The sequence below is a fragment of the Paralcaligenes ginsengisoli genome, from assembly GCF_054781135.1.
Map to the genome: position 1 here is coordinate 19,998 of NZ_BAAGUZ010000011.1, position 23,659 is coordinate 43,656.

The following is a 23,659-nucleotide window of genomic DNA, read 5'->3' on the forward strand; positions in this document are numbered from 1 at the left end:
AAGCCGGGTATAAAGCCGCAGCATACGGCTCGCCACATCAAATCGTCTTTGGCAATCGGAGGGTGTCCTATAACAATCATGACATGCATACATCTCGTCCGCAGCTTGATCTTGGCATTGGCGGCAATGGGCGCTACGCTGACGGCCAGTTCGGCTGCCGCCAAATCAGACTCCTACCCCTCACATCCCGTTAAAATCATCGTGCCCTATCCGCCCGGTGGTCCAGCCGATATCGTGGCGCGCGCCCTGTCGGCAAAAATGGGCGCAAGCATGGGCCAGACTTTTGTGGTCGAAAACCGTTCCGGCGCCGGCGGCAATATCGGCACAGAGGAAGTAGCGCGAGCCGTGCCGGATGGCTACACGCTGCTTTTAGGCACCAACGGGCCGCTGGTCGTCAACGTCAGCCTTTATGACAAGTTGCCATTCAATCCACTCAAGGATTTCGCTCCCATCTCGCAGGTAGCCACGATTCCTTTGGTCCTTCTGGCTCATCCGTCCGTACCGGTCAACTCGGTACAGGAACTCATCGCCTACGCCAAGGCCCACCCCGGCAAGCTTACGTACGCCTCTTCGGGCATGGGTTCGGGCGGCCATCTTGCCGGCGCGCTGCTGGCTTCGATGGCGGGCATCGACATCATCCATGTTCCATACCGCGGCGTCGCTCCGGCCACGACCGATCTGCTGGCCGGACACGTCAATTTCATGGTAGGAGGCTTACTGGCGGCGTTGCCTTCGCTGAAGAGCGGTTCGCTGAAAGCACTGGCGGTAGTCACTCCGCAGCGCTCCGTGCTGGAGCCCGGCATACCCACCGTGGCGGAATCGGGCCTGCCAGGTTTTGAAATCGTATCGTGGTATGGCGTGCTCGCCCCGGGCGGCACACCCAAACCCATTATCGATAAGCTGCACGACGCGATCATCGCCGCGCTGCAAAAACCCGATGTGGATGACATGCTCTTCAAAAAGGGCGGCCTGGAAAAAGTCGCCGGTACGCCGCAGCAATTCACCGCAACACTGCAACGCGAAATTCCGCAGTATGCGCGCATCGTCAAGCTGACAGGTGCAAAGGCCAACTGAACGCCACCGCAAAGGAGATCGACCCATGAGCATAAAAATCTGGTATCAATCCATGGCACCGCTAGGCGGCCTGCCATGCTATGTAGAAGCCCTGCAGCGCCATGCCAGCCAGACCTGCGGCGACGAGGTCGCGGTCACATTCAACGGCGCTTCCGAATCCTGGTACGGACAACGCACACCGGCCGAAATGCTCAAATTTCCGTATGTAAAACACATCATCCAGCGCGAAGCCATCGACTTCTGCCGCAAAGCGGAATCCGAAGGCTATGACGCTGTCATACTCGGCAGCTTCAGCGAGCCTTTCCTGGCTGAGATCCGGTCACTGCTCGACATTCCCGTGGTGTCCATGCCGGAAAGCGCACTGCTGGTCGCCTGTTCTCTGGCCGAACAGTTCGCCCTGGTACCGCTGGCCCCAGCCGGTGTAAGGCGAGTGCGTGCGCTGGTGCGGCGCCATGGCCTGGAGGGCCGGGTCTGCGGCATCGAGGCCTTGTCGGCGCCGGTCACCGAAGCCCAACTGGAAGCGGCCTTCGATGCGCCGCAGGAAGTCATCGAAGATTTCGAAACCGTGGCGCGCAGGCTGGTGGAAGCTGGCGCCGATCTGGTTATTCCTGCCGAAGGTGTGATCAGCGAATTACTGTACTGGAATGGGGTACGCCGGATCGACGAAGCCGCCGTCATGGACTGTATCGGAACCAGCCTGGCCTATGCCTGCATGCTGGTGCGCCTGAAACGCACCAGCGGACTCGGTGTGGGACGCCGCTGGGGTTATTGCCGGCCGCCCGACGAAATATTGCAGGCACTCGGCGCATCGCGCTAGCAAGCGTCGCGCATCGACCTGCACAGCCTCACACAGCGACCGTCACGGCGATTTCATAATTTGCACATCGAATCAATGATACTCAGGAGATTACTTTGTATACAGCCGCCCGTCCCGACGCCAATTCGCCCAGTCAAGGAACAATGGAAGAAACAGATGTCATCGTGTGTGGCGGAGGGTTGGCCGGATATTGTGCGGCCGCCGCGGCATTGGAACGCGACAAACGAGTAATCCTGCTGGAAAAACTTGCGGCGACGGGCGGCAGCACCGTCATCAGCGGCGGAGCCATGGCGTTCGCCGGCACCGATGAGCAAGGCGAAGCCGGCATCTCCGATTCCAATTCCCTGTTGCTGTCCGACTTGAAGGCAATGGGAGAACACCACAACGACGTCAGTCTTCTCGAAGCCTATGTTGCCGCTCAACTCGATACCTACTTTTGGCTCAAGCGCCTGGGTGTGCAATTCCAATCAGTTCAGCTTGGCGGCGGCCAATCGGTGCCCCGATCGAATCGGGTCGACACCCGCCAGATGATGGAGGCGCTCGATAAACAGGCCCAGGCCTCGCAGCGCTTCGAACTGCGCTGCAACACACAGGCGCTACGCTTGCACCGGATGGAAGACGGCGGCATGGAGGTCATCGTATCGTCCGCCGGCGGGCCATCCTATGCGCTGCATGCTCGAGGCGGCGTGGTGCTGGCCACAGGCGGATTTTCACGAAGCGAAGAATGGCTGGGCGTGTTTGCGCCAGCGCAGATCAAAGCCCTGCGCATCGGCGGCCCGGGCAATACCGGCGATGGCCTCAGGATGGGTATGGCGCTTGGCGCCAATCTGCGCGACATGGGCTTCATCAAGGGAACATTCGGGGTACATCCCTCCGCCGAAGCAGAGGAACGTCTCCTGATCCATCCCATCTTCAAAGGGGCGATCGCCGTCAACGCGAACGGCCGACGCTTCGTCGACGAATCGGTTTCATACAAAATCAGCGGCGACGCATGCCTTGCCCAGCCCGATGGCATGGCCTACCAGATATTCGACGAAGGCATCATGGATCTGTCGGTTCCTGGCGTTACCACCTCGGACTTCCGCTCGGCGCTCAGCTCCGGCCATCTGATCCAGGCCGACTCCATTGCGACGCTGGCCGAGCGCATAAATATCGATCCCGCAGCGCTCCTGTCCACCCTGGACCAGTACAACGGCGACGTCGAGCGGGGCCGCGACACACAATTCGGCCGCGATGGGCTGGCGAATCACTATGGCAAATTGCGAAAAATCGACCAGCCTCCTTTCTACGCCTATCCGTCGACATCCGCCGTGCTGGCCACTTACGCCGGACTCACCGTCGATAGCAAAGCGCGCGTGATTGACGTCTACGGACAGCCTATCGACGGCCTTTTCGCAGCCGGCGAATTGATGGGTGGATTTCACGGCGCCGCGTATATGACCGGCTCGTCGCTGGGTAAAAGCGCCGTCTTTGGCCGCATAGCGGGCAACAATGCCGCCGCGTCCTGTTGAGTGAGTTTTTTTGCATGAAGTAAAAACCCCGAGTATCGCTTCGATCGATCAAGACAAGGAGACATCAACTATGAAATCCCGTTTCTGGAAAACTCAACTATTCGGCCTGGCCTGCCTGGCCGCGGCAGCTATGCCGGCAAGCGCGGCCACTGATGCCGGTACCTACCCATCCAAGCCCATCCATCTGGTGCTTCCCTTTCCTCCAGGCGGCCCCACCGATACCGTATCACGCGCTCTTGGAGACAAGTTGAGCAAGGCCTGGAACGTCCCTGTAATCATCGAAAACCGGCCAGGCGGAAACTCCTTCATCGCAACCGATGCGGTCGCTCACGCCCAGGCAGATGGATACACCTTGCTGGTCGCGTTTTTCGGCACACTGGTGGTGAACCCCAGTCTCTACGAAAAATTGCCATACGATCCCGTCAAGGATTTCGCACCGGTCACGACCGTCGCAAACCTGCCCTTGATGCTCGTCGTCAATCCGAAGTCCCCTATTCATTCGATCAAGCAGCTTATCGATTTATCGAAGGCCACCCCCAATCGGTTTACCTTCGCATCGGGAGGAGCCGGCCAAGGCGCCCACCTAGCCGGTGAAATGCTCAAGAACATGGCCGGCATATCCATGATTCATGTTCCTTACAAAGGGAATGCGCCCGCTGTCATGGATCTTCTGGGCAACCATGTGGACATGCTGTTCGATGGCATGACCTCGTCCCTGCCCTATGTAAGAAACGGCCGCCTCCGCCCGATAGCGGTCTCCACGCTAAAGCGCGCTTCGGCCATGCCGGATCTCCCGACCGTGGCCGAATCGGGCCTGCCGGGCTTTGACGTCGGGTCCTGGTTTGGCATTCTCGCACCGGCCCATACTCCTCAGCCTGTTATTGCAAAGCTGAATGCCGAGTTGGTACAAATCATCAACAGTCAGGATTTCAAGACTCTGCTGGGCACACTGGGCCTGGACCCCATGTCTTCGACGCCGGAAGAGTTTGTCGCGTACATGAAACAGGAAACAAGCAAATGGGCAAAGGTGGTGCACGACGCTCATATCAAGATCGACTAATAGGTACAGCGCCCGCCTCTCACAAAGCCGGGCGCTGCACGCGGACATGAATCATCAATCGGCTTCCCTGAGTGCCTCACCACAATTTACTTTACACTGACCAACACGAGCCAATACCCCATTAAAGCGGAGCCCCTCCAATGGTCGAAGCCCACAACGAAGCCAAGAAAAACAACCGGCCAACCCTGGTTTATCCCTGCGGGGACGCACCCGAACCCGGCGCGGTTCGGGAAATAGCACCCGGGGTTTTATGGATACGCATGCCCATGCCCTTTGTGCTCACGCATATCAACCTGTGGGCGCTGGAAGACGGTGATGGCTGGACCATCGTCGACACGGGCCTGCGGACCAGCGACACGACGGCGGCATGGGGAAAACTATTTTCCGGCCCGCTGGGTGCGAAAGGAGCCAGCCGTGTTCTGGTCACTCACATGCACCCCGATCACATCGGCATGGCAGGCTGGTTGACCCGCAAGTTCGGCTGCCGTCTATGGATGACGCGCCTGGAATACGTGACATGCCGCACACTTGTTGCCGACACCGGGCGGGAGGCGCCTGACGACGGCATCCGCTTCTACCGCCAGGCTGGCTGGAGCGAACATTCCATCGAAAATTATCGTGCACGGTTCGGCAATTTTGGAAAAATGACGCATGCCTTGCCAGACAGCTTTCGGCGTCTGCAGGACGGCGAATCCCTGGACATAGGCAGCCATCAATGGAAAGTGGTCGTGGGCAATGGCCATTCGCCTGAACATGCCTGCCTGTATTGTCCCGATCTCAAACTCCTTATATCGGGCGATCAGGTTCTACCCCGCATCTCATCGAATGTATCGGTGTTTCCGACCGAACCCGACGCCGATCCCATGGAAGACTGGCTGGCCTCGCTTGAAAAACTGAAGAAGGAAGTTCCCAACGATGTGCTCGTGCTGCCGGCCCACAACGAGCCCTTTCGGGGCTTGCATGAACGCCTCGATTATCTCGAATCCAGCCAGTTGGACGCGCTTGAACGATTGCGTGCGGTATTGCGGCAACCGCAGCGCGCGGTGGATGTCTTCCCGACGCTATTTTCCCGGCCGATAACTCCGGACGATCATGGCCAGCTCGGCCTGGCCACCGGTGAAAGCATCGCCCACCTGAATTACCTGATCCGGCGCGGCGAAGCTGCGATGCAGCTGGATGACGAAGGAGTGGCGTGGTATAGCGCCGGGTCATGACTCCGTTGATCTCCAAAGCCTCTGGCGCACCTGTCGAGAAAGATGGCGAGCTGATGACGTTTCTCGAGCGACGCCTCAACGCGAAGCAGGCGCTGGACGGACAGTCACCACCGATGAGAACGTGACCTCAAGCAGGTGGCGGTAAATCGAAATAAGCCCAGGGTCGCACAACACGATCCGCTTCACGGAAGCGTCGAATGGCTTCTCCACGCGAAAGAGTGAGCTGGATCTCATCGAGTCCCTTTAAAAGCATCTCCCGAAATGCCGGTGGCGCATTGAAAATGAAATGATCTTCTCCACTTGTCACAGCGAGGGTTTCAAGATTCACTGTGACATCCCACGCACCATCCGAGCGTTCGACCGCCGCGACGATCTTATTGACACCGTCGATCGGCATGACGACGGGTACCACCCCATTGCGCCAACAGTTGTTGAAGAAAATCTCGCCAAATGATGGCGCAATCACCGCCTGAATGCCGAATTCCCGCAACGCCCATACTGCGCGTTCGCGCGATGAGCCACAGCCGAAGTTTCGATCTGCGAGCAGAATCCGGGCATTATCGAAAGGCGGTCGATTGAGAATGAAGTCGGGATTTCTGGATCCGTCCGGGCGGAACCGCCATCCATGAAATACATGTTCACCGTATCCCTTTGCGTCGGTGCCGCCGAGAAAAGTCGTCGGAATGATCTGATCGGTATCGATGTTGATCTGCATGAGTGGCGCCGCCACTCCGGTAACCGAGGTGAGCGCTTCCACTATGCGATCCTCCTCGAGTCGGCAATGTGTCCAGCAACAGCGGAGGCGGCCACCGTAGCCGGGCTCGCCAAATGTGTCCGCGTGGCGGTTCCCTGTCGTCCTTCGAAATTGCGGTTAGTCGTACTGATCACCCGCATATCGGCAAACCGTGTATCACCCATACTGGCACATAACCCGCAGCCTGATTCGCGCCACTCGAATCCGGCTTCTTTGAAGATTTGGTCGATGCCCTCGGCTTCGGCGGCACGCTTGACCGGCGTTGACCCGGGAACGCAGACCGCCTGTATGCCTGGTTTGACTTTTTTTCCCCGCAGGACCTCCGCTGCCGCCCGCAAGTCGGAGAGCCGTGCGTTGGTACACGATCCAATGTAAGCCGCGTCGATCGGCACGCTGGCCAGAGGAGTCCCAGGCTGCAAGCGCATATACTCCAACGCCCGCACGGCAAGCTTGCGTTGCTCCGCATCCGGCAAGGTATCGGGGTCCGGTACCACGCAATCCACCGAAACTACATGCTGCGGACTGATTCCCCACGTCACCTGGGGACGTAGTTGGTCGCAGTCGATGGTGACTTCCAGATCAAACCGCGCCGCCTCGTCCGACCGCAGCATCAGCCATTGCGCCGCAGCAACATCCCATGCCTTGCCGGTTGGACTATATGGCCTTCCGTTCATGTAGGCGAGCGTCGCATCGTCAGGTGGGACGAAGCTGTACTTGCAGGAGAATTCGATGGACATATTGCACAATGTCATGCGGCCTTCGACGGGCAGCGCCGTGACAGCGCTTCCGCTGAACTCGGTCGCATACCCTATGCCGCCCTGGGCTCCGATCTTGCCGATCAGAGCCAGAATCATGTCTTTAGCGTATACGCCGGAGCCGAGCAGGCCGTCGAAGACCACGCGCATCGCCTTGGGCTTGGCCTGTGGCAGCGTTTGCGTTGCGAAAACGTGCTCCGCCTCGCTGGCGCCTATTCCCCATGCCAATGCGCCGATCCCGCCCACGGTGCTGGTGTGGCTGTCACAGCATACGAGGGTACAACCTGGAAATGCAATCCCTTGCTCAGGCGCCACTACGTGGGCAATGCCCTGCCGAGGATCATCGAAATCGAAGAACTGCAGGCCCCATGCCCGGGATTCGGCGCGCGCTGCGCCGATCATCTCCGGCCCACTTGGGGATGCGGACTCGACGGCATGGCGGCCTGGCCGCGTGGAAATCAGGTGATCGATCACCATGAATATCTGTTTCGGACTGTCCGGTGAGTATCCTGCTTCCCGTATAGCCCGCAGTACTTGGCTACCCGAAAGCTCGTGAAGCATCAGCCTGTCGACGTGCATCAGATCGATCTTGTCGTCCAGCTTTTCGATGACATGGCCGGCCCAGACTTTGTCCAGGAACGTCCGTTCGATTGCTCGATTCATTTATAGCGTTCCTCCAGCTCCTTGAATTGAGCAGTTCGTAGAACCTGCTGCCTCTCCTCGAAGCTGAGCAGCAGATCCTCGAGGCCGTCGCTCGACCCATGTTCATTCAGATGCTCCATGGTTTTCCGCATTGCGAGCATGGCGGATTGCAGCGCGGCATTGGCATAGCAAATACCCGCGTAGCCCGCCTCAGCCAGCTTTGCTCGCGGCAATATGGGAGTCTTGCCACCGATCACCATGTTGCACATATGCGGTCCCGGCACGTCTTGCGGGATTCTCAGCAGCTCGTTCTCGTTCAATGGAGCTTCCACAAAAATGATATCCGCTCCCGCTTCTTTGTAGGAATTTGCCCTGGCAATGGCAGCCTCGTAGCCTTCTACTGCACGGGCGTCCGTGCGGGCGATGATCATGAGATCATCATCGAGACGGGCATCGACGGCCGCCTTGATTTTGGCGGTCATTTCCTCAGTGGGAACGACCGACTTGCCGTCAAAGTGTCCGCAGCGCTTGGGAAACGTTTGATCCTCGAGCATGATGGCGCTCGCGCCAGCTTGCTCCAATTGCTGGACAGTACGTCGTACGTTGATCGCATTTCCAAATCCTGTATCGGCATCCACCACAAGGGGCAACTGCACGACGGCCGCAATGGCGTTGACATTCGCAATCAGCTCCGTGACAGTAAGCAAGCCGAGATCCGGCATGCCAAGATACGCGTTCGACACGCCGGCTCCGGTCACAAAGACCAATTGATGTCCAGCGGCCTCGATAATTCGCGCCGCAAGCGCGTTGAATGCGCCGGGCATCAAGACTCCTGCATTGCGCACGAAGATCCGCTTTAGGTGTTGATTCAGTTGCCGCCTCATGCATGGTCTCCTTTTGTTGGCAGATTCGGGATCGCTTCGGCCACTCTATCAGATCGAGGCTGTTCAATTGGTAAGTTTTTCTAATGTTCTAATGATGAAAAATAACTATTCATGATGTGATCTCGCTTCTAAACTTGTTTTAGTTCGATAACAAAAAAGCCATGCAGCATGGCGTTGGAGGCAGACAAATGTCATTGATTCATATCCGCAGGCTGCTGTTGGCCGCCGCGCTTGTCTTTTCGGCTATGGCAACGGGCCAGGACAAGTATCCAGATCACGCGATTCGCCTCATGGTGCCATTCGCTGCGGGAACAGCTACCGATGTCATAGGAAGGGCCGTTGCCCGGGGCCTCAGCAAAGCCACCGGGCAGGCCGTTGTGATTTACAACAGGCCGGGCGCGTTCGGAACAATCGGCGCCGCCGAGGCCGCGCACGCAGCCCCCGACGGGTACACGCTGCTGCTGGGCAGCAGCACGTCTCTTTCTGCTGGGCCACAGCAACTCAAGCACAAGCCGCCTTACGACGCTGAGAAGGATTTCATTCCCATCGGACGAGCCACCGGAGTGGTGTTTACGTTGGTGGTACGCCCTGAGGTGGGGGCCAAGACGCTCGATGAATTCGTGAAAATCGCACGCAAGCGCGGCGAGGGGCCCAAGCCTTTGAACTGGGGCTACGGGAATTCGGCGAACCTGGCGGCAGGCACGGTTCTCGTGCAGGATGCAAAGATCAACGCGCTCATGATTCCCTATAAAGGAGTGCCGCAGTTGATGCAGGACATGCTCGGGGGAACCATAGACTTCGCCATTGTCGACCTTGCGAATGCGCTGCCGCTCGTCAAGGCGGGGCGCCTGCGGGCATTGGCCGTCACGACGACCAAGGAGATTCCGTCGTTACCCGGAGTCCCACCGATCAACCGCGTAGCAAAAGGCTTCGAACTCATGGTTTGGTCCGGGCTTTTCGCCCCGAAAGGAACCCCGGAGCCGATCATTGCATATCTCTCCGAAGCGTTCAAAAAGGCGATGTCAGATCCGGAAGTGCTGGCCCCGCTGGAAACGACCGGCAATATCCTCTTCTACGGGGACGCAGCTGAAATGGCCGCCTATTTGAAGCAAGACATCGCACATTGGGCGGAACTCATCAAGGTCGCCCATATTCAACCGGAATAAGAAGGAATCGAGCATGACAGCCACGCACAAGAGCTACCAGGAAGGTGCTACCCGCGACCTTGCGGTGTTCGCCGCGAACCTGCGGTATGAAGACATTCCTGTGGAAGTGGTCCAGCACGCAAAACTCTGTATGCTCGATAGCCTGGGCTGCGGCATATTCGGCGCGGCGCTGCCCTGGACAAGAACAGTAGCAGACATGGTACGGGACGAAGGAGCGAAGGGCAACTGCACCATCTACGGTCAGAGCGACCGTACTTCGCCCGCGAATGCGGCGTTGGTGAACAGTACGGCCTGCCATGCATATGAGCTCGATGACATTCACAAGCTCAGCATGTTTCACCCCGGGTCTATCGCGGTTCCCGTTGCGCTGGCGCTTGCCCAATACGAGGGCAACACGAACGGCCGCCGTGTCATCGCTGCAATCGTCGCGGGCTACGAGGTGAGCAATCGTGTCGGCATGGCTGCCGGAATGTCGCTTTTCTTCCGTGGCTATCATCCGCAGGGCGCATGCGGAGTATTCACGGCCGGCACCACGGCAGCGGGCATTCTGGGCCTCAGCCCGGAACAGACCTGGCATGCAATCGGCATCGCCGGTACGCAAGCCGCCGGCCTCATGGCGGCCCAGGAGGGCTCAATGGTGAAGCGTTTCCATTCCGGTCGCTCCGCCCAAAGCGGGGTTTATGCCGGACTGCTGGCGCGACGCAACTTCACAGGCATTGTCGACGTCATCGAGGCCGGCTACGGTGGCTTCCTGAGTACGATCAGCGGGGACCCGAAGCCCGAATACCTGACTGCTGGACTCCACAAGAGCTGGGAGACGATCAACACGGGCTTCAAGCCTTACGCGTGCGTCACAAGCATCCATAGCGCATTGGACGGCCTACGGCAACTGATGAAAGATCACAAATTGACGGCCGACAGCATTGCCAAGGTCGATGTTGGCCTCAGCCCGATGACGTATTTGCACTGCGCATGGGAATACAAGGCTCAGGGTGTCACGGCGGCCCAGATGAACCTATTTTTCGGACTCGGTGCTATCGCCGTTGACGGGGATGCGTTTGTCGCGCAATATAAAGACGACCGAATCGCCGATCCGGCCATCCTCCGATTCATCGAGAAGATCAATGCTTACGTGGACCCCGAGATTGAGAAAATGGGGGCGCGTGCGCGTCATTCGATGCGGATGAAGGTTACCGACGTTTCGGGCCGAGCATTCGAGACCTACGTCGAGCACCGGCGCGGCAGCCCCGAGAATCCGCTGTCCTGGGATGACATAGAAGGCAAATTCCGGTTGCTATGCGCCGAGCGTATCGATCAACGCCGTGCAGACCGCATCGTCGATCTAGTCAAGCATGCCGAAACGCTGGACTCGGTCGACGCTATCTGCGCCGAGATGTCTACAGCCTGATGTCCGTCTCCCGGCGGACACCACCGGGAGAAATCATGAAGTTTGGTGCCCTGCCTACGTTACAGGTAGTTTTACGAAGAGGCAGCTTCGCATTGGCTGCTCAGGAGCTGGGATTGACGCCCAGTGCGGTGAGTCAGCAGATGCGCAGCCTGGAGGAGTACTTCGGACAGCCGCTGTTCGATCGCTCAGGGCGTACTGTCAAACCTACATCATTGGCTACGGAGGTCGTTGCGACCGTGCAAGGGGCGCTGGGTGGTCTTGAACACCTGAGGGATCGTAGCCGGTTCGACGTACGGGGGCGCTTGCGATTCGGCGCAGCGAACACGGTGCAGCTGTCTGCGCTTCCCAGAACCCTGAAATTCATGCAGGAGCGCTATCCCGGAATCCAGGTAGTGTTGGAACCGGAGAATGCCTCGGAACACTTGTTGGAAAAACTCAAGGCGGGCGACGTCGAGGCCGTCATCATCGCCCGCCCGGAGGCGGGCCTCTCGCGCGCTGTCGAATGCGAGGAAATCACCGACGAGCCATTTGTATTCGTTTACCCACGCCACTACGCGGGCCCGGGAGTCATCAAGGATATCATCGCGAATCTGCCGTGGATTCGCTATAACCTGAAGCTAAGCGGTGGCAAAACCGCATCCAAGTTCGTTCGCGAAATCTCGCCCGCACTCGAGCCTCGATTCGAAATGATGTCAAGCTTCGCAGTCCTGAGTATGGTGTCCGAAGGTCTGGGCTTTTCCGTGATACCTCAGCCGAAAGAGCCCTTGTCACGTATCTACCCCGTAAACATCATCCGGCTTGATCGCCAGATGCGCAAACGTCACATCGTCCTGGCACGCAGGAAAGCCGACATCGACAACCGGCGGATCAACGCCCTGCGCGATTGCGTCCGGGATGCCTATTCCCGAGGGCGCGAGTCGTAAGCGAAGGCACCGACATGCTCTCGCCACAAGCTAATGCATTAACACGCCGCGTATCACTGCCGAAAGCTGCCGGGATCGATCGCCAGGCGATTCAGTTTGTCATACAAGGTCTTGCGCGAAATCTTCAATAGCTTTGCCGCATGCACCACATTGCCTGCAGCGCTGCGCAGCGCTTCCTGTATCAATTCATGTTCCGTTTGTTCCATGCGATACGCCAGGGAGTCGGCATTGTCGGGAGGCTGCGCCAGACCGTCTTCGACACCCAGGCAGAATCGCTCGGCGGTGTTCCGCAATTCACGCACATTGCCCGGCCAGTCGTGCTGTTGCCAGCGCAGCAAGTCCTGGCCGGACCATTGCGGCGGCTCGCATTGATAGCGCCGCGCCGCAATGGCAATGAAATACGCCATGAGCAACGGGATGTCATCGAGCCGTTTACGCAAGGGCGGCAACTCGATGGACACGACATTCAGGCGGTAATACAGGTCGGCCCGGAACTCGCCCTGGTCGCAGGCCTGCTTGAGGTCCAGCTTGGTTGCCGCTATTACCCGGCAATCGACCGGTATCGGCGTATTGCTGCCTAGCCGCTCCACGTAGCGCTCCTGCAGCACGCGCAGCAATTTAGCCTGCAAATTCAGCGGCATGGATTCGATTTCGTCCAGGAACAGCGTGCCGCCCTGGGCATATTCGATTTTCCCGATACGACGGCGATGCGCTCCTGTAAACGCCCCGGCCTCATGGCCAAATATTTCGCTCTCGAAAATACTTTCGGGCACTGCCGCGCAATTCAGCGCAACAAAGGCGCCACGCCTGCCGCTGGCGGTGTGGATGGCTTTTGCCAGCACCTCTTTGCCCGATCCAGTTTCGCCGCAAACCAGCAAATCGGCCGAGGTCGGCGCCAGCGCGGCGATCAGCTTGCGGACATGCTGGATCGCGGGCGATTGGCCAATCAGGGGGGTTACCTGCAACTCTTGCAATTGATCTTTCAGGCGCTGATTTTCGGTGGCCAGGGCGCGGCGCTCCATGGCCCGGCGGACCACATCGACGAGCCGCTCCGAATGAAATGGTTTCTCGATGAAATCGTAGGCGCCAGCCCGCATGGCTTCCACTGCCAGGGAAATATCGCCATGTCCGGTAATCAGAATCACAGGCAAATTGCGATCCAGGCGCAGCAAATCGACCAGCAGCGACATTCCACCCATGCCGGGAAGCTGTACATCGCAGATCACGGCCGCCGGCCGTTCGCCGCCAACGCTGGCCAGCGCGGTTTCCGCATCGCCGAAGCCGCGCACCGAAATGCCCGCCAAACGCAAAGCCTGCCCGCAGGCATGCATGACGATTTCATCGTCCTCGATCAAATACACAAGGCTGCCTTCAGCGGCGGGAATGGGGTTTTCCGTGTTCATACATGTTCCAGGATGATGGTGGCCTCGGTGCCCCGATCGGGCGCATTGCCTATCTGCAGCTGGCCGCGCATTTCCTCAATGATAGCTAAGGAAATGGCCAGGCCCAGCCCTATGCCCTGGCCGGTGGGCTTGGTGGTGAAGAATGGCTCGAAAAGGTGCTGGCGCACTGCGTCCGAAATACCCGGACCCTGGTCGCGTACGATAATGTGTACATGTTTCTCTTGTACCTGAACCGTTACCGACAGTACGCTGCCTGGCTGATCGGCAGCGGCGTCCAGGCCATTGCGCAATAGATTGACCAGCACCTGTTCAAGCCGTATGGAGTTACCCCAAGCCAACGCCTCCGAGCTTGTACGCACCAACTGGACTTTGGCTGCGACCTGCTTGCGGCGCGGCTCGACCAACATCAGCGCCTGATGAATGGAATTGCTGACATTGACCGGCTCGCGTCCGACATTGTCCTTGCGGGAAAAAGCCTTGATGCTGGACACGATGTTGCCCATGCGGGCGGCCAGCTTGCTGATCAGAAAAACATTCTTGCTGACTTCCTCAAGTTCTCCGCGCTTGACCAGGTGAACCGTATTGTCGGAAAGCGTGGTCAGGGCAGTCAGGGGCTGGCTGAGTTCATGCGTGATGCCGGCCGCCATTTGCCCCAGTACGGCCAGTTTGCCCGCCTGCACCGCGCTGTCGCGTGTTTCCCGCAAGATATGCTGGGCGCGATCCAGCGCCGCAATTTTTTCGGTAAGATCGGTCGTGCGCAAGGCAATCCGCGTCTCCAGTTCCGCATGCGCCTGATCCAGTTCATTTTTCGCACGACGCCGCTCTTCGTAGCGTTTGCGCTGTTGATTGCGCACCATGAACAGGGCCGCTACGAACGCGGCGACAAAGCCCACGCCTATACCCACCACCCGGGATAATTGACGGTCCCGCTGTGGATCGACAAATATTGCCAGCTTCCACCCAAGCGGCCCCACCGGTACGTATTCGGTGAGCAATGTACGTTTGGGCTGGCCTGGAAGCGCCAGATCGAGGGTTTGCGGCAAGGTATTGTCGAGAACAACGCCCTCCAGGGGATCGAGCGGATTCTTACCGTACTGACGATTCCGATTCACTGCAGCACGTTTCTGCGCACTTAGCGCAAGCAGGGTATGGTATCGCCAGGCGGGAACCGAGGACAGGAAAATAATCCCGCCCGAATCAAGCAGCATGACCGTATCGCTGCTTTGCGAGAGCGCCGATTCAAACTCACTGAGACTGATCTTCACAACAATAACGCCGCGCGCTCCCGCCTGCGTACGAATGGATGTTGCAAGAAAATAGCCGGCCTCGTGGCTGGTGGTGCCAAGACCATAAAAGCGCCCCTGGCCGAATTGCAGCGCATCGCGAAAATAAGGCCGAAAGGTATAGTTCTGACCGACAAAGGTATCGGGCTTATCCCAATTGCTGGATGCCAGAGTCAAGCCATCGGCATCAATGAGATAAGCAACCCGCGAACCGGTTGTCACCTGAACGGCGCGCAGATATTGATTGGCGGCTTGCTGAGCCACCGCATCGCCCGGATTGTCCAGCAGGACGCTCATTTTCTTTTCAAACGAAATAACTTTCGGCAGCGATTCGTATCGCGCCAGGGTCGACTCCAGGCTCAGGGAATAAAACACGGCACGTTGATGCGCTTGCGCGAGTGTGGACTTGGTCTCTTGGGCGAAGACGATGCAATCGGCGATATAGGCTATCCCGACACAGGCGGCGAGCAACAAATAAATGCTCAAGCGCCGTCGGGCAAAAAGATATCGCATGTAATCGTCCAATCGACATTGAAGTTCAACAAAAGCGGAATCGCCATTGGTCCGGACCAGGCTCATTTCAAGCCCGATGACATGCCAGGGCTCAGGGTCTGGCTTTTGTTATTCGAGCATGCCCGCGCGCATCCGCGCCGGTGAATATATACCAGAAGCACGCGGAAATTGCAGCCTGCGAATAACCAGTAGAAACAAACTCGCCACTGCGTCCCACCCCGGGCAGGATGGAAAAGTACACACAAGAAACACTGAATTCTGCCGATCTACACACTTGAGTCGTATGCCAGGCCTGACGAATTTTGCTCGAATGCCCCACTGTACCCGCCTTTCACACCTATTGTAGGTTTTTGACGCTCCTGGCACGGTTCTTGCGTCAGTCTGAACCAACCACTCAAGATAGTGGGTATTCACAATACCATGGAGGCAGCATGACATTGGCAAAATCGGAGTTGTCGTTTTCGGAGAAAAATTGGGCCGAGGCGCAGTGGCCCCTCAAAAGGCAACGATGGTGTGCGTGGAGCACGACGAATCTCGAACAATTCCCGAGTCGGCAAGCCCATGAGAGAACTGAAAAAGAAGCGAGAAAAGCCACATCCGAGGCCCAGACCGGACAAAAACAAGCGGACAGGAAACGAGAACTACATGCCAAACACGAAAGCACAGCCATCATGCTTGCGGCCAAGCTGCCTACCTTTCCACGCGCCACGGACGCCAATGCCTACTTGCGCCGCAAAGGAATCAGCGCCCACGAGGGTCTCAAGAAAAACTGCTATGGCAACCTCGTGATTCCCGCGCAAGACATACACGGCAAGGTATGGGCCGCCCAAAAAATCTATACGGATGGCAGCCAGTGCTACCAGGCAGACAACCTCAAGCCCGGTTGTTTCCACGTCTTGGACGCGGCACCCGGCCAGGGTGTTGCCGTATTGGCCCAGGCCTCGGTCATTATTCTTGCCGAAAGCTATGCCACGGCCGCCACCATAGCGGAAACCGTATCCCATCCCACTGTTGTGGCCTTTGACAGCGACAACCTGACGCCCGTCGCCCAAGCCTTGCGTGGACGCTTTCCCAACAAGCCTCTATTGATATGCGGCAATGACGACCGGCATCTGGAACGCAATACCAAACTCGGCGGCAGCTACCGTAACGCCATCAAAGCAGCCCAGGCTGTCGCCGGCGTCGCGATCTTTCCCTCTTTTTCCATCGATGAAACAAGCGGGCGCCCCAAAGAATTTATCAGCTTCAACGACCTGGCGCAAAAATCCACGCATGGACGCACCGCCGTCGAAGCGGCAATCCGCAGTGGGATTGGCCAGGCGCAGGACACAATTCCGCGGGAATAATCATTTCGAAAAAACGCCGCCTCCATGAGGCGGCACCGGAATTGCGGATGTCCACAAGATACATCCCGAATGATGGTGTGCGGGGCGGCCGTGGGTGCCGACAAAACACGGCAACAGCGGCATACTCAATCCATTTTCGCGCCCGACAGTTTGACCAGCTCACCATATCTGCTCAACTCACTGGACATGAACCCGGCAAATTCCTTGGGGCTTTGGGCGGGGCCTACCTGTACACCCATTGCTTCCAGCTTCTTGTTGATATCTGGATCTTTCAGGACAAGATTGATTTTCTTGTTCAGTTCGTCCACAATTTTTACTGGCGTACCGGCCGGAGCCGCTATGCCATACCAGGCTGAAGCGTACATATCCTTTACACCCGCCTCTGCAAAGGTTGGAACATCGGGCAGTTCCGTCAACCTTGTTTTCGAGGCCACGGCCAAAGCCTTGAGTGTGCCGGCCTTAACCTGCGAAATCGATCCCGTATCGATCATGAAATCCAGTTGTTTCCCCAACAAATCACTGACGGCCGGGCCGCTACCTTTATAGGGAATATGAGTGACCTTGATTCCAGTCAGGTGCACCAGCAAGGAGCTTGCCAAATGCTGCGACGAACCCACGCCAGCCGAGCCATAATTCAGTTTGTTCGGGTGTTCTTTGGCATAGATCAATAAGTCGCCGACGGAGTTGAAGGGAGATCCCTTAGGTACCTCCAGGACATTGGGAATCGAACCAATGTATGCAATCGGTGCAAAATCCTTTTTTGGATCGAATCCCAGGTGTGAATACAAATGCGGATTCGCCGCATTGGTTGAACTGGTAACGACCAGCAATGTGTAGCCATCGGGCTTTTCGCGAACAAATGAAGTCGTCCCAATATTTCCACCCGCGCCGGCCTTATTGTTGACCACCACGGCCTGGCCGATCCGCTCACTCAAGCCTTTGGCGATAAAACGGCCAATCACATCCGTTGCTCCCCCGGGCGCCCAGGGAACAACCAGTTGAATTGCATGATCCGGGAAATCGGCCGCATTCGCTGTTGCCCCTGTCACCAACAGCATACTGACAGCAAAACCCGCGGTGATTGTTTTTTTGATAAATAGCATTTTTTACCTTCGATAAGTAGTGCAGTTCAGGCATTAACCTTGTTTCAACAATGACGCTTCGATCCAGCTATCGTCATACACATTGCGGCCGATACCGCTGAGGGTATCGGCCTCCAGTTTCATTTTTTTTCTGGCCAGGCCAAGAATTTCTTCTGCCTTCTCGACTGGAATAAAGACCACCCCATCTTCATCGCCTATCACAATGTCTCCCGGCTGAACGACGGCCCCATCTATGGATACAGGAATATTCACTGCCCCGGGACCATTCTTGTATGGGCCTCGATGCGTAACTCCCTTGGCAAAACATGGAAAATCATTTTTGGAGAATGCCCCCACATCCCTGATTGCTCCATCAACCACGTAGCCGACCGCCCCTCTCATTTTTGCAACAGCAAGCATAATCTCGCCGATCAGGGCTCTATCCACCCCGCCTCCCGCGTCGATGACCAGAACATCGCCAGGCTGCACAGTCCGCAACGCTTTATGTATGAACAGGTTGTCGCCGGCTGCAACCTTTACGGTAAGGGCTCGACCGATCAATTGCGTGCTGCCATGCATCGGCTTCAATTGATTGGTACCAGGCAGACGATCCATCACATCGCTGATGATCGAAGTAGAAACTCCGTTGAATGAACTTTGAATATCTTCCATTACCTTTTTCTACACTTTAATTAACACGTAAAGAAATCTGTGAAGACGAAATTCTCACACACGGGAAAATAATAAAAAAGTGATATATTCAGCTAATAAAATATGAATAAATTAGATGAATTACCAAGGTAAACCCGAATATGACAAGCTTCAAGCAATTGGAAGCAATCGTGGCTGTTGCCGAAACGGGGTCATTCAGCGATGCCGCTCATAAACTGGGCGTCGTCCAATCCGCCATCTCGCGGCAAGTTCAGGAACTGGAAAATCATTTGAAATGCCAGTTGCTCGATCGCTCCGCCCGACAGGCAAAATTCACAAAGAGTGGCCAGGAAGTGTTAAGCAAAGCGCGGGTCCTGTTGCAGCATCGGGACCTCATCGTCGATCAGATGATCAATAAAACCCTGTTATCGACAAAAGTTCGCTTGGGCGTTACAGAATTGACAGCCATGACATGGCTGCCGGTGCTGATAGAAAAATTGAAAGAAAAATACGCGGCGGCGGATATTGAAATTGAGGTCGAGGCAAGCACGGTCTTATTAAACAAGCTGAAGACAGGGGTTCTGGACATTATTATTGTGCCCGATGCATTCAACGCGACAGGACTCATAAAAACCAAACTGGCTGACGTTCAATCAGCGTGGCTGTGTCATCCAAGCTTACACAATGTGGAAGCCGACCTTCCCGTGTCGAAGATAGGAAACTTCACCTCGCTTGTTCAAAACAGCACATCGGGCGCGGGAATTATCATGTCTGAATGGATGGAAAAAAGAGGTATTGTTGCAAAAACAAAAATAAGCACCAATAGCCTGACCGTCCTGGTCGGTATAGTTCTTGCCGGATTAGGCGTTGCCTATCTGCCTCGCAACGTATTTACGAACCTGCTCGTTGACGGCCAGCTAAAAGAAATTATTTCATCTCCCCCGGTACCGTCCGTCAGCTATGTCGCGATCATCCTTACTCCAAAATACAACGTCTTCCACAAAAACATCATCCGCTTGATGCAAACGATTTGCAATTTCGACCAGTTGCATCAAAAACATCAAGCGTTTTCCGTTAACGGGAAACCTGACCAGCCATGATTACGATTAAGCAATTGGAGGCGTTTTACTGGACAGCAAAATTGGGAACCATGAATAAGGCCGCCCAAAAATTGAACATTACCCAATCCGCCACAACCAAACGATTGCAGGAACTGGAAAGACTATCTTCCGCACCTTTGTTTGACACCAGAAACAAGAAATCAGAGCTTACCGATCTTGGGCGAGAGGTAATGCAATCCACCGAAAAGCTGTTGATTGCCTTGATGGGCCTGACAGAGCAATCATCCCAGACACTAAAGAAAATAGCCATAGGAATCACGGAGCTTAGCGCTCTAACGTGGTTTCCGGAATTCATCAAAGAATTGAAGGGCAGCTATCCAAACCTTCTCGTCAGTACCTGCGTGAGCCATGCCCCCATATTGCAAAGCCAGTTGCTGGAAGGCAAGCTTGACTTCATTGTCATTCCAGAACATTTTCTAACTCCAGCCATGGTGCGGACATTCCTGAAAAGATCAGAGTTTGCGTGGTTTTGCTCTCCTTCAATGCTGCTGCCGTCTCGCGAGCTGTCTCTCGATGAAATATTCAGATTGCCATTGATCAGACAGCACGACGACTCCATCACCTCCGCGCTTTGTGATAATTTTTTCGCGGTAAGCAGCATCAGGCCGCCGAGTATTTCCGAATCCAACAGCCTGGTTTCCTTATGCAGCCTGGTACAGGCGGGGCTTGGGGTTAGCTACCTGCCCAAAGAGCTTTTCTTGGCGCAACTCAATCAAAATAAAATAAAAATGTTCGGCACCAGCATGCCTGTCGAACATATAAATTATTATGGCGCGCATCTGAAACATGAGTCTCTGGTTGCACTTCCCATTGCCGAAATTGCCAGGCAAATTTGCATAAAACATTCTGCAAGCTAATAATATTCTTCAAGGATGACACGGACTTCGTTGTAGGAATGCTCCCGCAGGAACTCGGTGGCTCGATCTCGATCTGGATCCCTTGGACAGGATTGCGGTAGTTATCGCTGATCCGAACCACAGAGAGTCCCGATCATTTCTCATTCTCGCCTAACGAGAAGCCGCCCTTTATTTCGCAGGGGAAGCTATGGATGATTGTTATTGTTTCCTGGGAAGAGAGTCATTGCCACTGGCTGGCTGAAATAAAAAGAATGCCTGCCAGGAATCGACTACCCCCCACCCCATTAACGGCCCCGCATGGGGGAACTGGGCCACACGCGAATGCTCACTACCCTCGCAAATAATCGCAACGGAATTTAGCCTCGGCCTTACCCGATTCCGGAACAATATGGGGACAGCGCACAGCCACTCGGGGACAATTTCCAGTGTAGCTGTTTGGAGATCAATAACAAATAATATATTGATTTATAAAAAATTATATGGTGCGGCAGGAGGGGCTCGAACCCCCGACCCCGGGCTTAGAAGGCCCGTGCTCTATCCAGCTGAGCTACTGCCGCATCAGGTAACGCGCAGGCATTTTACCTTGTTGGTCGCAAAATCGAAAAAGGTAGAAAATCCTGCCCTGAATCGATATGTCACAGCACGCTTACATCAGGTAGCGCAATCAAACCGGCGCAATGCTAAAGTTTCGGGCAAACCCGCGGCTGAATCCGAAGCATACCCATTCAGCCTGTCCAGACTGAATGGGCGCCTTGCCCATTCAGTCGAAGCATCACCATGTTATCGCCTTATGAAACTCATTGTCCGACCTTTGCGTACCCTGTTCTTCACGCTCGCAGCTACCTTGGCAGTAACCTTGCTCAACATGAGCCAGGCTTGGGCGGGCATGGCCTACCAATTGGACCAGACACACGCCGTCGCAGGCGAAACAATTAATGTAAAGGCTGTGCTCTTCAACGACACGGGCAACACTCTTAGTTGGCGTCCCTCCAAAACCTTGGTGTTGCAATGGCGTAGTGAAAGCGGCCAGGCTATACGCAGCCTGGCCTATCTGGAAACGGCTCCAAGCCAGGTCAATGTGCCCGTGAACAATTTCGTTCAGTTTGCCTGGCGCGCGGTGGTACCCAAGGGCGTCAAAGGCTTGCAGGCAATCAATGTCGAGGGTCGGCCGACCCTGCTGGCGCTTGATACCAACCCGCTGGAAAAAAGCCCGATCGCAGGCACCCCGGCCCATGCGCAAATCGTGGACGCCGGTGCCGCCCCCGAAGGTCGCAAGGCCGATCCTGTTTTGCCCAAAAACATTGTTGCCGCGACAGGTGCTTCGATCAACGAAGGGCCAGCCATCGACACCTTGCAAAAGCCCATCACTACGCCCTCGGCATTCGATAACTTCAGAAATGCCTTGTCTCCATACGAACCGATTTACTTCGATGTCGGCACCAAGGGCGGGACCAATGCGCGTTTCCAGCTGAGCTTTAAATATCGCCTGTTCACGCCAGCCGATCCGGAAAATCCAAAATTTTTCGACAATATGTATTTGGGCTATACCCAAACCTCCTTGTGGGACCTATCGGCCAGTTCCAGCCCTTTTATCGACACTACCTACAATCCCAGCATTTTCTGGCATAAAGACGCGCTCTGGCAGGCAGACAGCAAACAATGGTTTGTGGGCCTGAGCACCGGCGTGGAGCACAAATCCAACGGCAAGGCCGGCGCCGACTCGCGTTCGCTGAACGACGGATTTATAGAACCGCAGTTCAATTACCGTTTCGATGGCGGCAGTACGCTTACCTTCGCCCCACGAGTCAAAGCCTATATGGGAATCACTGACAATCCAGATTACGCCGATTATGCGGGCCATGTGGACTGGAAGTTGCGCTGGGCGCAAGATAACGGGCTGGTACTGTCGGGCATGTATCGCCACGGCAATCAAGGCCACCAGGCTACCCAGATCGAAGCCGCCTGGCCTCTGCAGCGCACATTCCTGAACATGAACGGCTATCTGCATGTGCAGTTTTTCAAGGGCTATGGCGAAACCTTGCTGGGATATCGGCAAAACAGCGATTCGCAAATCCGTGTCGGTTTGTCGCTGGTGCCATAAAAAACTCCTTGCGCATGCCGGTGATGCGCCACCCCGCCTGGGCCGCCACCCCCGCGCCTTAAGAACAATAACTCCTTCGGGAGAAGGGACCCGCGTTATCTCCGCCGCGCTCCCGGCCGTGCGGCCGCGCTTGCCGCAGGGGCCTCGGACTCACTATCGCAAGCATGAATCAGGAACTGCCGGAATGTGTCCACCAGCCCTTTCGGCTCCGCCTGCCTGGGCCAAAGAAGGCCAACATCCATGGGCGCGACCGGATCCGCAATGGGAATGGCCATAATCTTCTTGCCTTCCAGCGACCACGGGCGATACACCAGGTCCGACAATATCGATACGCCAAAACCATATGCGACCAGGCCGCGCAAGGCTTCCAGGGAACTGGTGCGCATCGCGATCTTGAGTGCGTGACCACTCGCTCCCCAATGACCGGTGGCCGCGGAATCGGCATCATCCACAGTCAGCAATATATAGGGGTATTTTGCAATCTCGTCGAGGCTTGCGGCGGACTGCCTGGCCAAAGGATGCGAGGCTGCCGCCCATACTCTGCGGCGTGAGCGCACCAGCAATCGATGCCCATAGCGCTGCACATCGGCAATATTGGATATCAGCCCCACTCCCAGGTCTATGCTCCGGTCGGCCAGCGCTTGTTCCAGCGTAATTCTGTCCATATCCACCAGGTCTATCTCCACTTGCGGGTAGCTGTGCTTGAAACGGCTCAGCAAATCCGGCAGAAAATAGCCCAATACCGTATAGGTGGCGGCGATCCGGATCGTTCCCTGCACCGTCTGGGTACGCAAACTGGCATGCCGCATGGCATCGTTGACCGAGTCCATCACATGCCGGGCATGGTGAAAAAACACCTGTCCTTCCGCCGTCAGAACCACGCCATGAGGCAGGCGATCGAACAAACGTACCTTCAACTGTCTCTCCAGGCTCTGGACCGCGCTGGTGATCGCCGATTGCGACACATGCTCGGAGATGGCCGCTGTGGAAAACTGCCCCGAGGTCGCCGCGGCGATGAAGTACCGGAATTGTCTCAACGTAACTTCGCTCTTCATCTGTTTTTTTAATACCTGATACCTGAAAATTTGATTTTA

The 23,659-nt window shown here is 56.3% G+C and carries 20 protein-coding genes and 1 tRNA gene; 12 read left to right on the forward strand and 9 right to left on the reverse strand.

Annotation, left to right across the window (positions count from 1 at the left end):
- Positions 1-78: 78 nt before the first annotated feature.
- The 5 genes from ACYVIS_RS07495 to ACYVIS_RS07515 all read left to right on the forward strand — a co-directional run bounded on the left by ACYVIS_RS07495 (position 79) and on the right by ACYVIS_RS07515 (position 5,676).
- Positions 79-1,074: a tripartite tricarboxylate transporter substrate binding protein gene (locus ACYVIS_RS07495; RefSeq protein WP_460873642.1), complete on the forward strand. Its 996-nt coding sequence runs from the start codon at positions 79-81 to the stop codon at positions 1,072-1,074.
- A 25-nt stretch (positions 1,075-1,099) separates the two neighbouring features.
- Positions 1,100-1,891 carry an aspartate/glutamate racemase family protein gene (locus ACYVIS_RS07500; protein ID WP_232743995.1) on the forward strand — a complete coding sequence of 264 codons (792 nt, stop codon included), beginning with the start codon at positions 1,100-1,102 and terminating at the stop codon, positions 1,889-1,891.
- Between the two features lie 143 nt (positions 1,892-2,034).
- A complete protein-coding gene (locus ACYVIS_RS07505) occupies positions 2,035-3,402 on the forward strand; it encodes an FAD-dependent oxidoreductase (protein ID WP_460873643.1) in 1,368 nt (455 codons plus the stop codon).
- A 70-nt stretch (positions 3,403-3,472) separates the two neighbouring features.
- Positions 3,473-4,462: a Bug family tripartite tricarboxylate transporter substrate binding protein gene (locus ACYVIS_RS07510; RefSeq protein ID WP_460873644.1), complete on the forward strand. Its 990-nt coding sequence runs from the start codon at positions 3,473-3,475 to the stop codon at positions 4,460-4,462.
- A gap of 140 nt (positions 4,463-4,602) precedes the next feature.
- Complete coding sequence (locus tag ACYVIS_RS07515) at positions 4,603-5,676, forward strand: MBL fold metallo-hydrolase (protein WP_460873645.1); 1,074 nt, start codon at positions 4,603-4,605, stop codon at positions 5,674-5,676.
- A gap of 127 nt (positions 5,677-5,803) precedes the next feature.
- On the opposite strand, the gene leuD is transcribed toward ACYVIS_RS07515, so the two are convergent.
- Genes leuD through ACYVIS_RS07530 form a run of 3 tightly spaced genes read right to left on the reverse strand, consistent with a single transcriptional unit; the run spans position 5,804 to position 8,711 of the window.
- Entirely contained in the window at positions 5,804-6,433 is a 630-nt protein-coding gene (gene leuD / locus ACYVIS_RS07520; RefSeq protein ID WP_460873646.1) for a 3-isopropylmalate dehydratase small subunit, read from the reverse strand.
- Positions 6,433-7,848, reverse strand: coding sequence for a 3-isopropylmalate dehydratase large subunit (locus ACYVIS_RS07525; RefSeq protein WP_460873648.1), 1,416 nt, complete (start codon positions 7,846-7,848; stop codon positions 6,433-6,435). Before ACYVIS_RS07525 ends, leuD begins: the two co-directional genes overlap by 1 nt.
- Positions 7,845-8,711 (reverse strand): isocitrate lyase/PEP mutase family protein, encoded by an 867-nt coding sequence (locus ACYVIS_RS07530; RefSeq protein WP_460873649.1) that lies wholly within the window; start codon positions 8,709-8,711, stop codon positions 7,845-7,847. Before ACYVIS_RS07530 ends, ACYVIS_RS07525 begins: the two co-directional genes overlap by 4 nt.
- A gap of 188 nt (positions 8,712-8,899) precedes the next feature.
- Between ACYVIS_RS07530 and ACYVIS_RS07535 the strand changes: the two genes are divergently transcribed.
- From ACYVIS_RS07535 to ACYVIS_RS07545, 3 genes are read left to right on the forward strand one after another with little or no spacing between them, the layout of a single operon-like run.
- Positions 8,900-9,877, forward strand: coding sequence for a Bug family tripartite tricarboxylate transporter substrate binding protein (locus ACYVIS_RS07535; RefSeq protein ID WP_460873650.1), 978 nt, complete (start codon positions 8,900-8,902; stop codon positions 9,875-9,877).
- A gap of 13 nt (positions 9,878-9,890) precedes the next feature.
- The gene (locus ACYVIS_RS07540) at positions 9,891-11,285 is read left to right on the forward strand and encodes an MmgE/PrpD family protein (RefSeq protein ID WP_460873651.1); all 1,395 of its coding nucleotides are present in this window, start codon (positions 9,891-9,893) and stop codon (positions 11,283-11,285) included.
- 35 nt (positions 11,286-11,320) lie between these two features.
- Positions 11,321-12,208, forward strand: coding sequence for a LysR family transcriptional regulator (locus tag ACYVIS_RS07545; RefSeq protein WP_460873653.1), 888 nt, complete (start codon positions 11,321-11,323; stop codon positions 12,206-12,208).
- 53 nt (positions 12,209-12,261) lie between these two features.
- Here the strand turns inward: ACYVIS_RS07545 and ACYVIS_RS07550 are convergent, their stop codons facing one another.
- A complete protein-coding gene (locus ACYVIS_RS07550; protein WP_232743999.1) occupies positions 12,262-13,611 on the reverse strand; it encodes a sigma-54-dependent transcriptional regulator in 1,350 nt (449 codons plus the stop codon).
- Positions 13,608-15,407, reverse strand: a complete 1,800-nt coding sequence (locus tag ACYVIS_RS07555) for a sensor histidine kinase (protein ID WP_460873654.1) — start codon at positions 15,405-15,407, stop codon at positions 13,608-13,610. Before ACYVIS_RS07555 ends, ACYVIS_RS07550 begins: the two co-directional genes overlap by 4 nt.
- A 671-nt stretch (positions 15,408-16,078) precedes the next feature.
- Between ACYVIS_RS07555 and ACYVIS_RS07560 the strand changes: the two genes are divergently transcribed.
- Positions 16,079-16,753, forward strand: coding sequence for a hypothetical protein (locus ACYVIS_RS07560; RefSeq protein ID WP_460873656.1), 675 nt, complete (start codon positions 16,079-16,081; stop codon positions 16,751-16,753).
- Between the two features lie 125 nt (positions 16,754-16,878).
- Here ACYVIS_RS07560 and ACYVIS_RS07565 read toward each other — a convergent pair whose 3' ends face one another.
- Together ACYVIS_RS07565 and ACYVIS_RS07570 are read right to left on the reverse strand one after the other, a co-directional pair.
- Positions 16,879-17,856 carry a Bug family tripartite tricarboxylate transporter substrate binding protein gene (locus ACYVIS_RS07565; protein ID WP_460873657.1) on the reverse strand — a complete coding sequence of 326 codons (978 nt, stop codon included), beginning with the start codon at positions 17,854-17,856 and terminating at the stop codon, positions 16,879-16,881.
- A 33-nt stretch (positions 17,857-17,889) separates the two neighbouring features.
- Positions 17,890-18,507 (reverse strand): RraA family protein, encoded by a 618-nt coding sequence (locus ACYVIS_RS07570; RefSeq protein ID WP_460873658.1) that lies wholly within the window; start codon positions 18,505-18,507, stop codon positions 17,890-17,892.
- A gap of 140 nt (positions 18,508-18,647) precedes the next feature.
- Between ACYVIS_RS07570 and ACYVIS_RS07575 the strand changes: the two genes are divergently transcribed.
- Both ACYVIS_RS07575 and ACYVIS_RS07580 read left to right on the forward strand, forming a co-directional pair.
- On the forward strand, positions 18,648-19,586 hold the full coding sequence (locus tag ACYVIS_RS07575) for a LysR family transcriptional regulator (protein WP_460873660.1): 939 nt from the start codon (positions 18,648-18,650) through the stop codon (positions 19,584-19,586).
- Positions 19,583-20,464 (forward strand): LysR family transcriptional regulator, encoded by an 882-nt coding sequence (locus ACYVIS_RS07580; RefSeq protein ID WP_460873661.1) that lies wholly within the window; start codon positions 19,583-19,585, stop codon positions 20,462-20,464. The genes ACYVIS_RS07575 and ACYVIS_RS07580 overlap by 4 nt, the downstream gene beginning before the upstream one ends.
- 480 nt (positions 20,465-20,944) lie before the next feature.
- Here ACYVIS_RS07580 and ACYVIS_RS07585 read toward each other — a convergent pair.
- Positions 20,945-21,021 (reverse strand) — tRNA-Arg (locus ACYVIS_RS07585).
- Positions 21,022-21,254: 233 nt separating this feature from the next.
- Here ACYVIS_RS07585 and ACYVIS_RS07590 point away from each other — a divergent pair.
- Complete coding sequence (locus ACYVIS_RS07590; RefSeq protein ID WP_460873662.1) at positions 21,255-22,565, forward strand: phospholipase A; 1,311 nt, start codon at positions 21,255-21,257, stop codon at positions 22,563-22,565.
- Positions 22,566-22,660: 95 nt separating this feature from the next.
- On the opposite strand, the gene ACYVIS_RS07595 is transcribed toward ACYVIS_RS07590, so the two are convergent.
- Complete coding sequence (locus ACYVIS_RS07595; protein ID WP_232744007.1) at positions 22,661-23,620, reverse strand: LysR family transcriptional regulator; 960 nt, start codon at positions 23,618-23,620, stop codon at positions 22,661-22,663.
- Positions 23,621-23,659 lie beyond the last annotated feature (39 nt).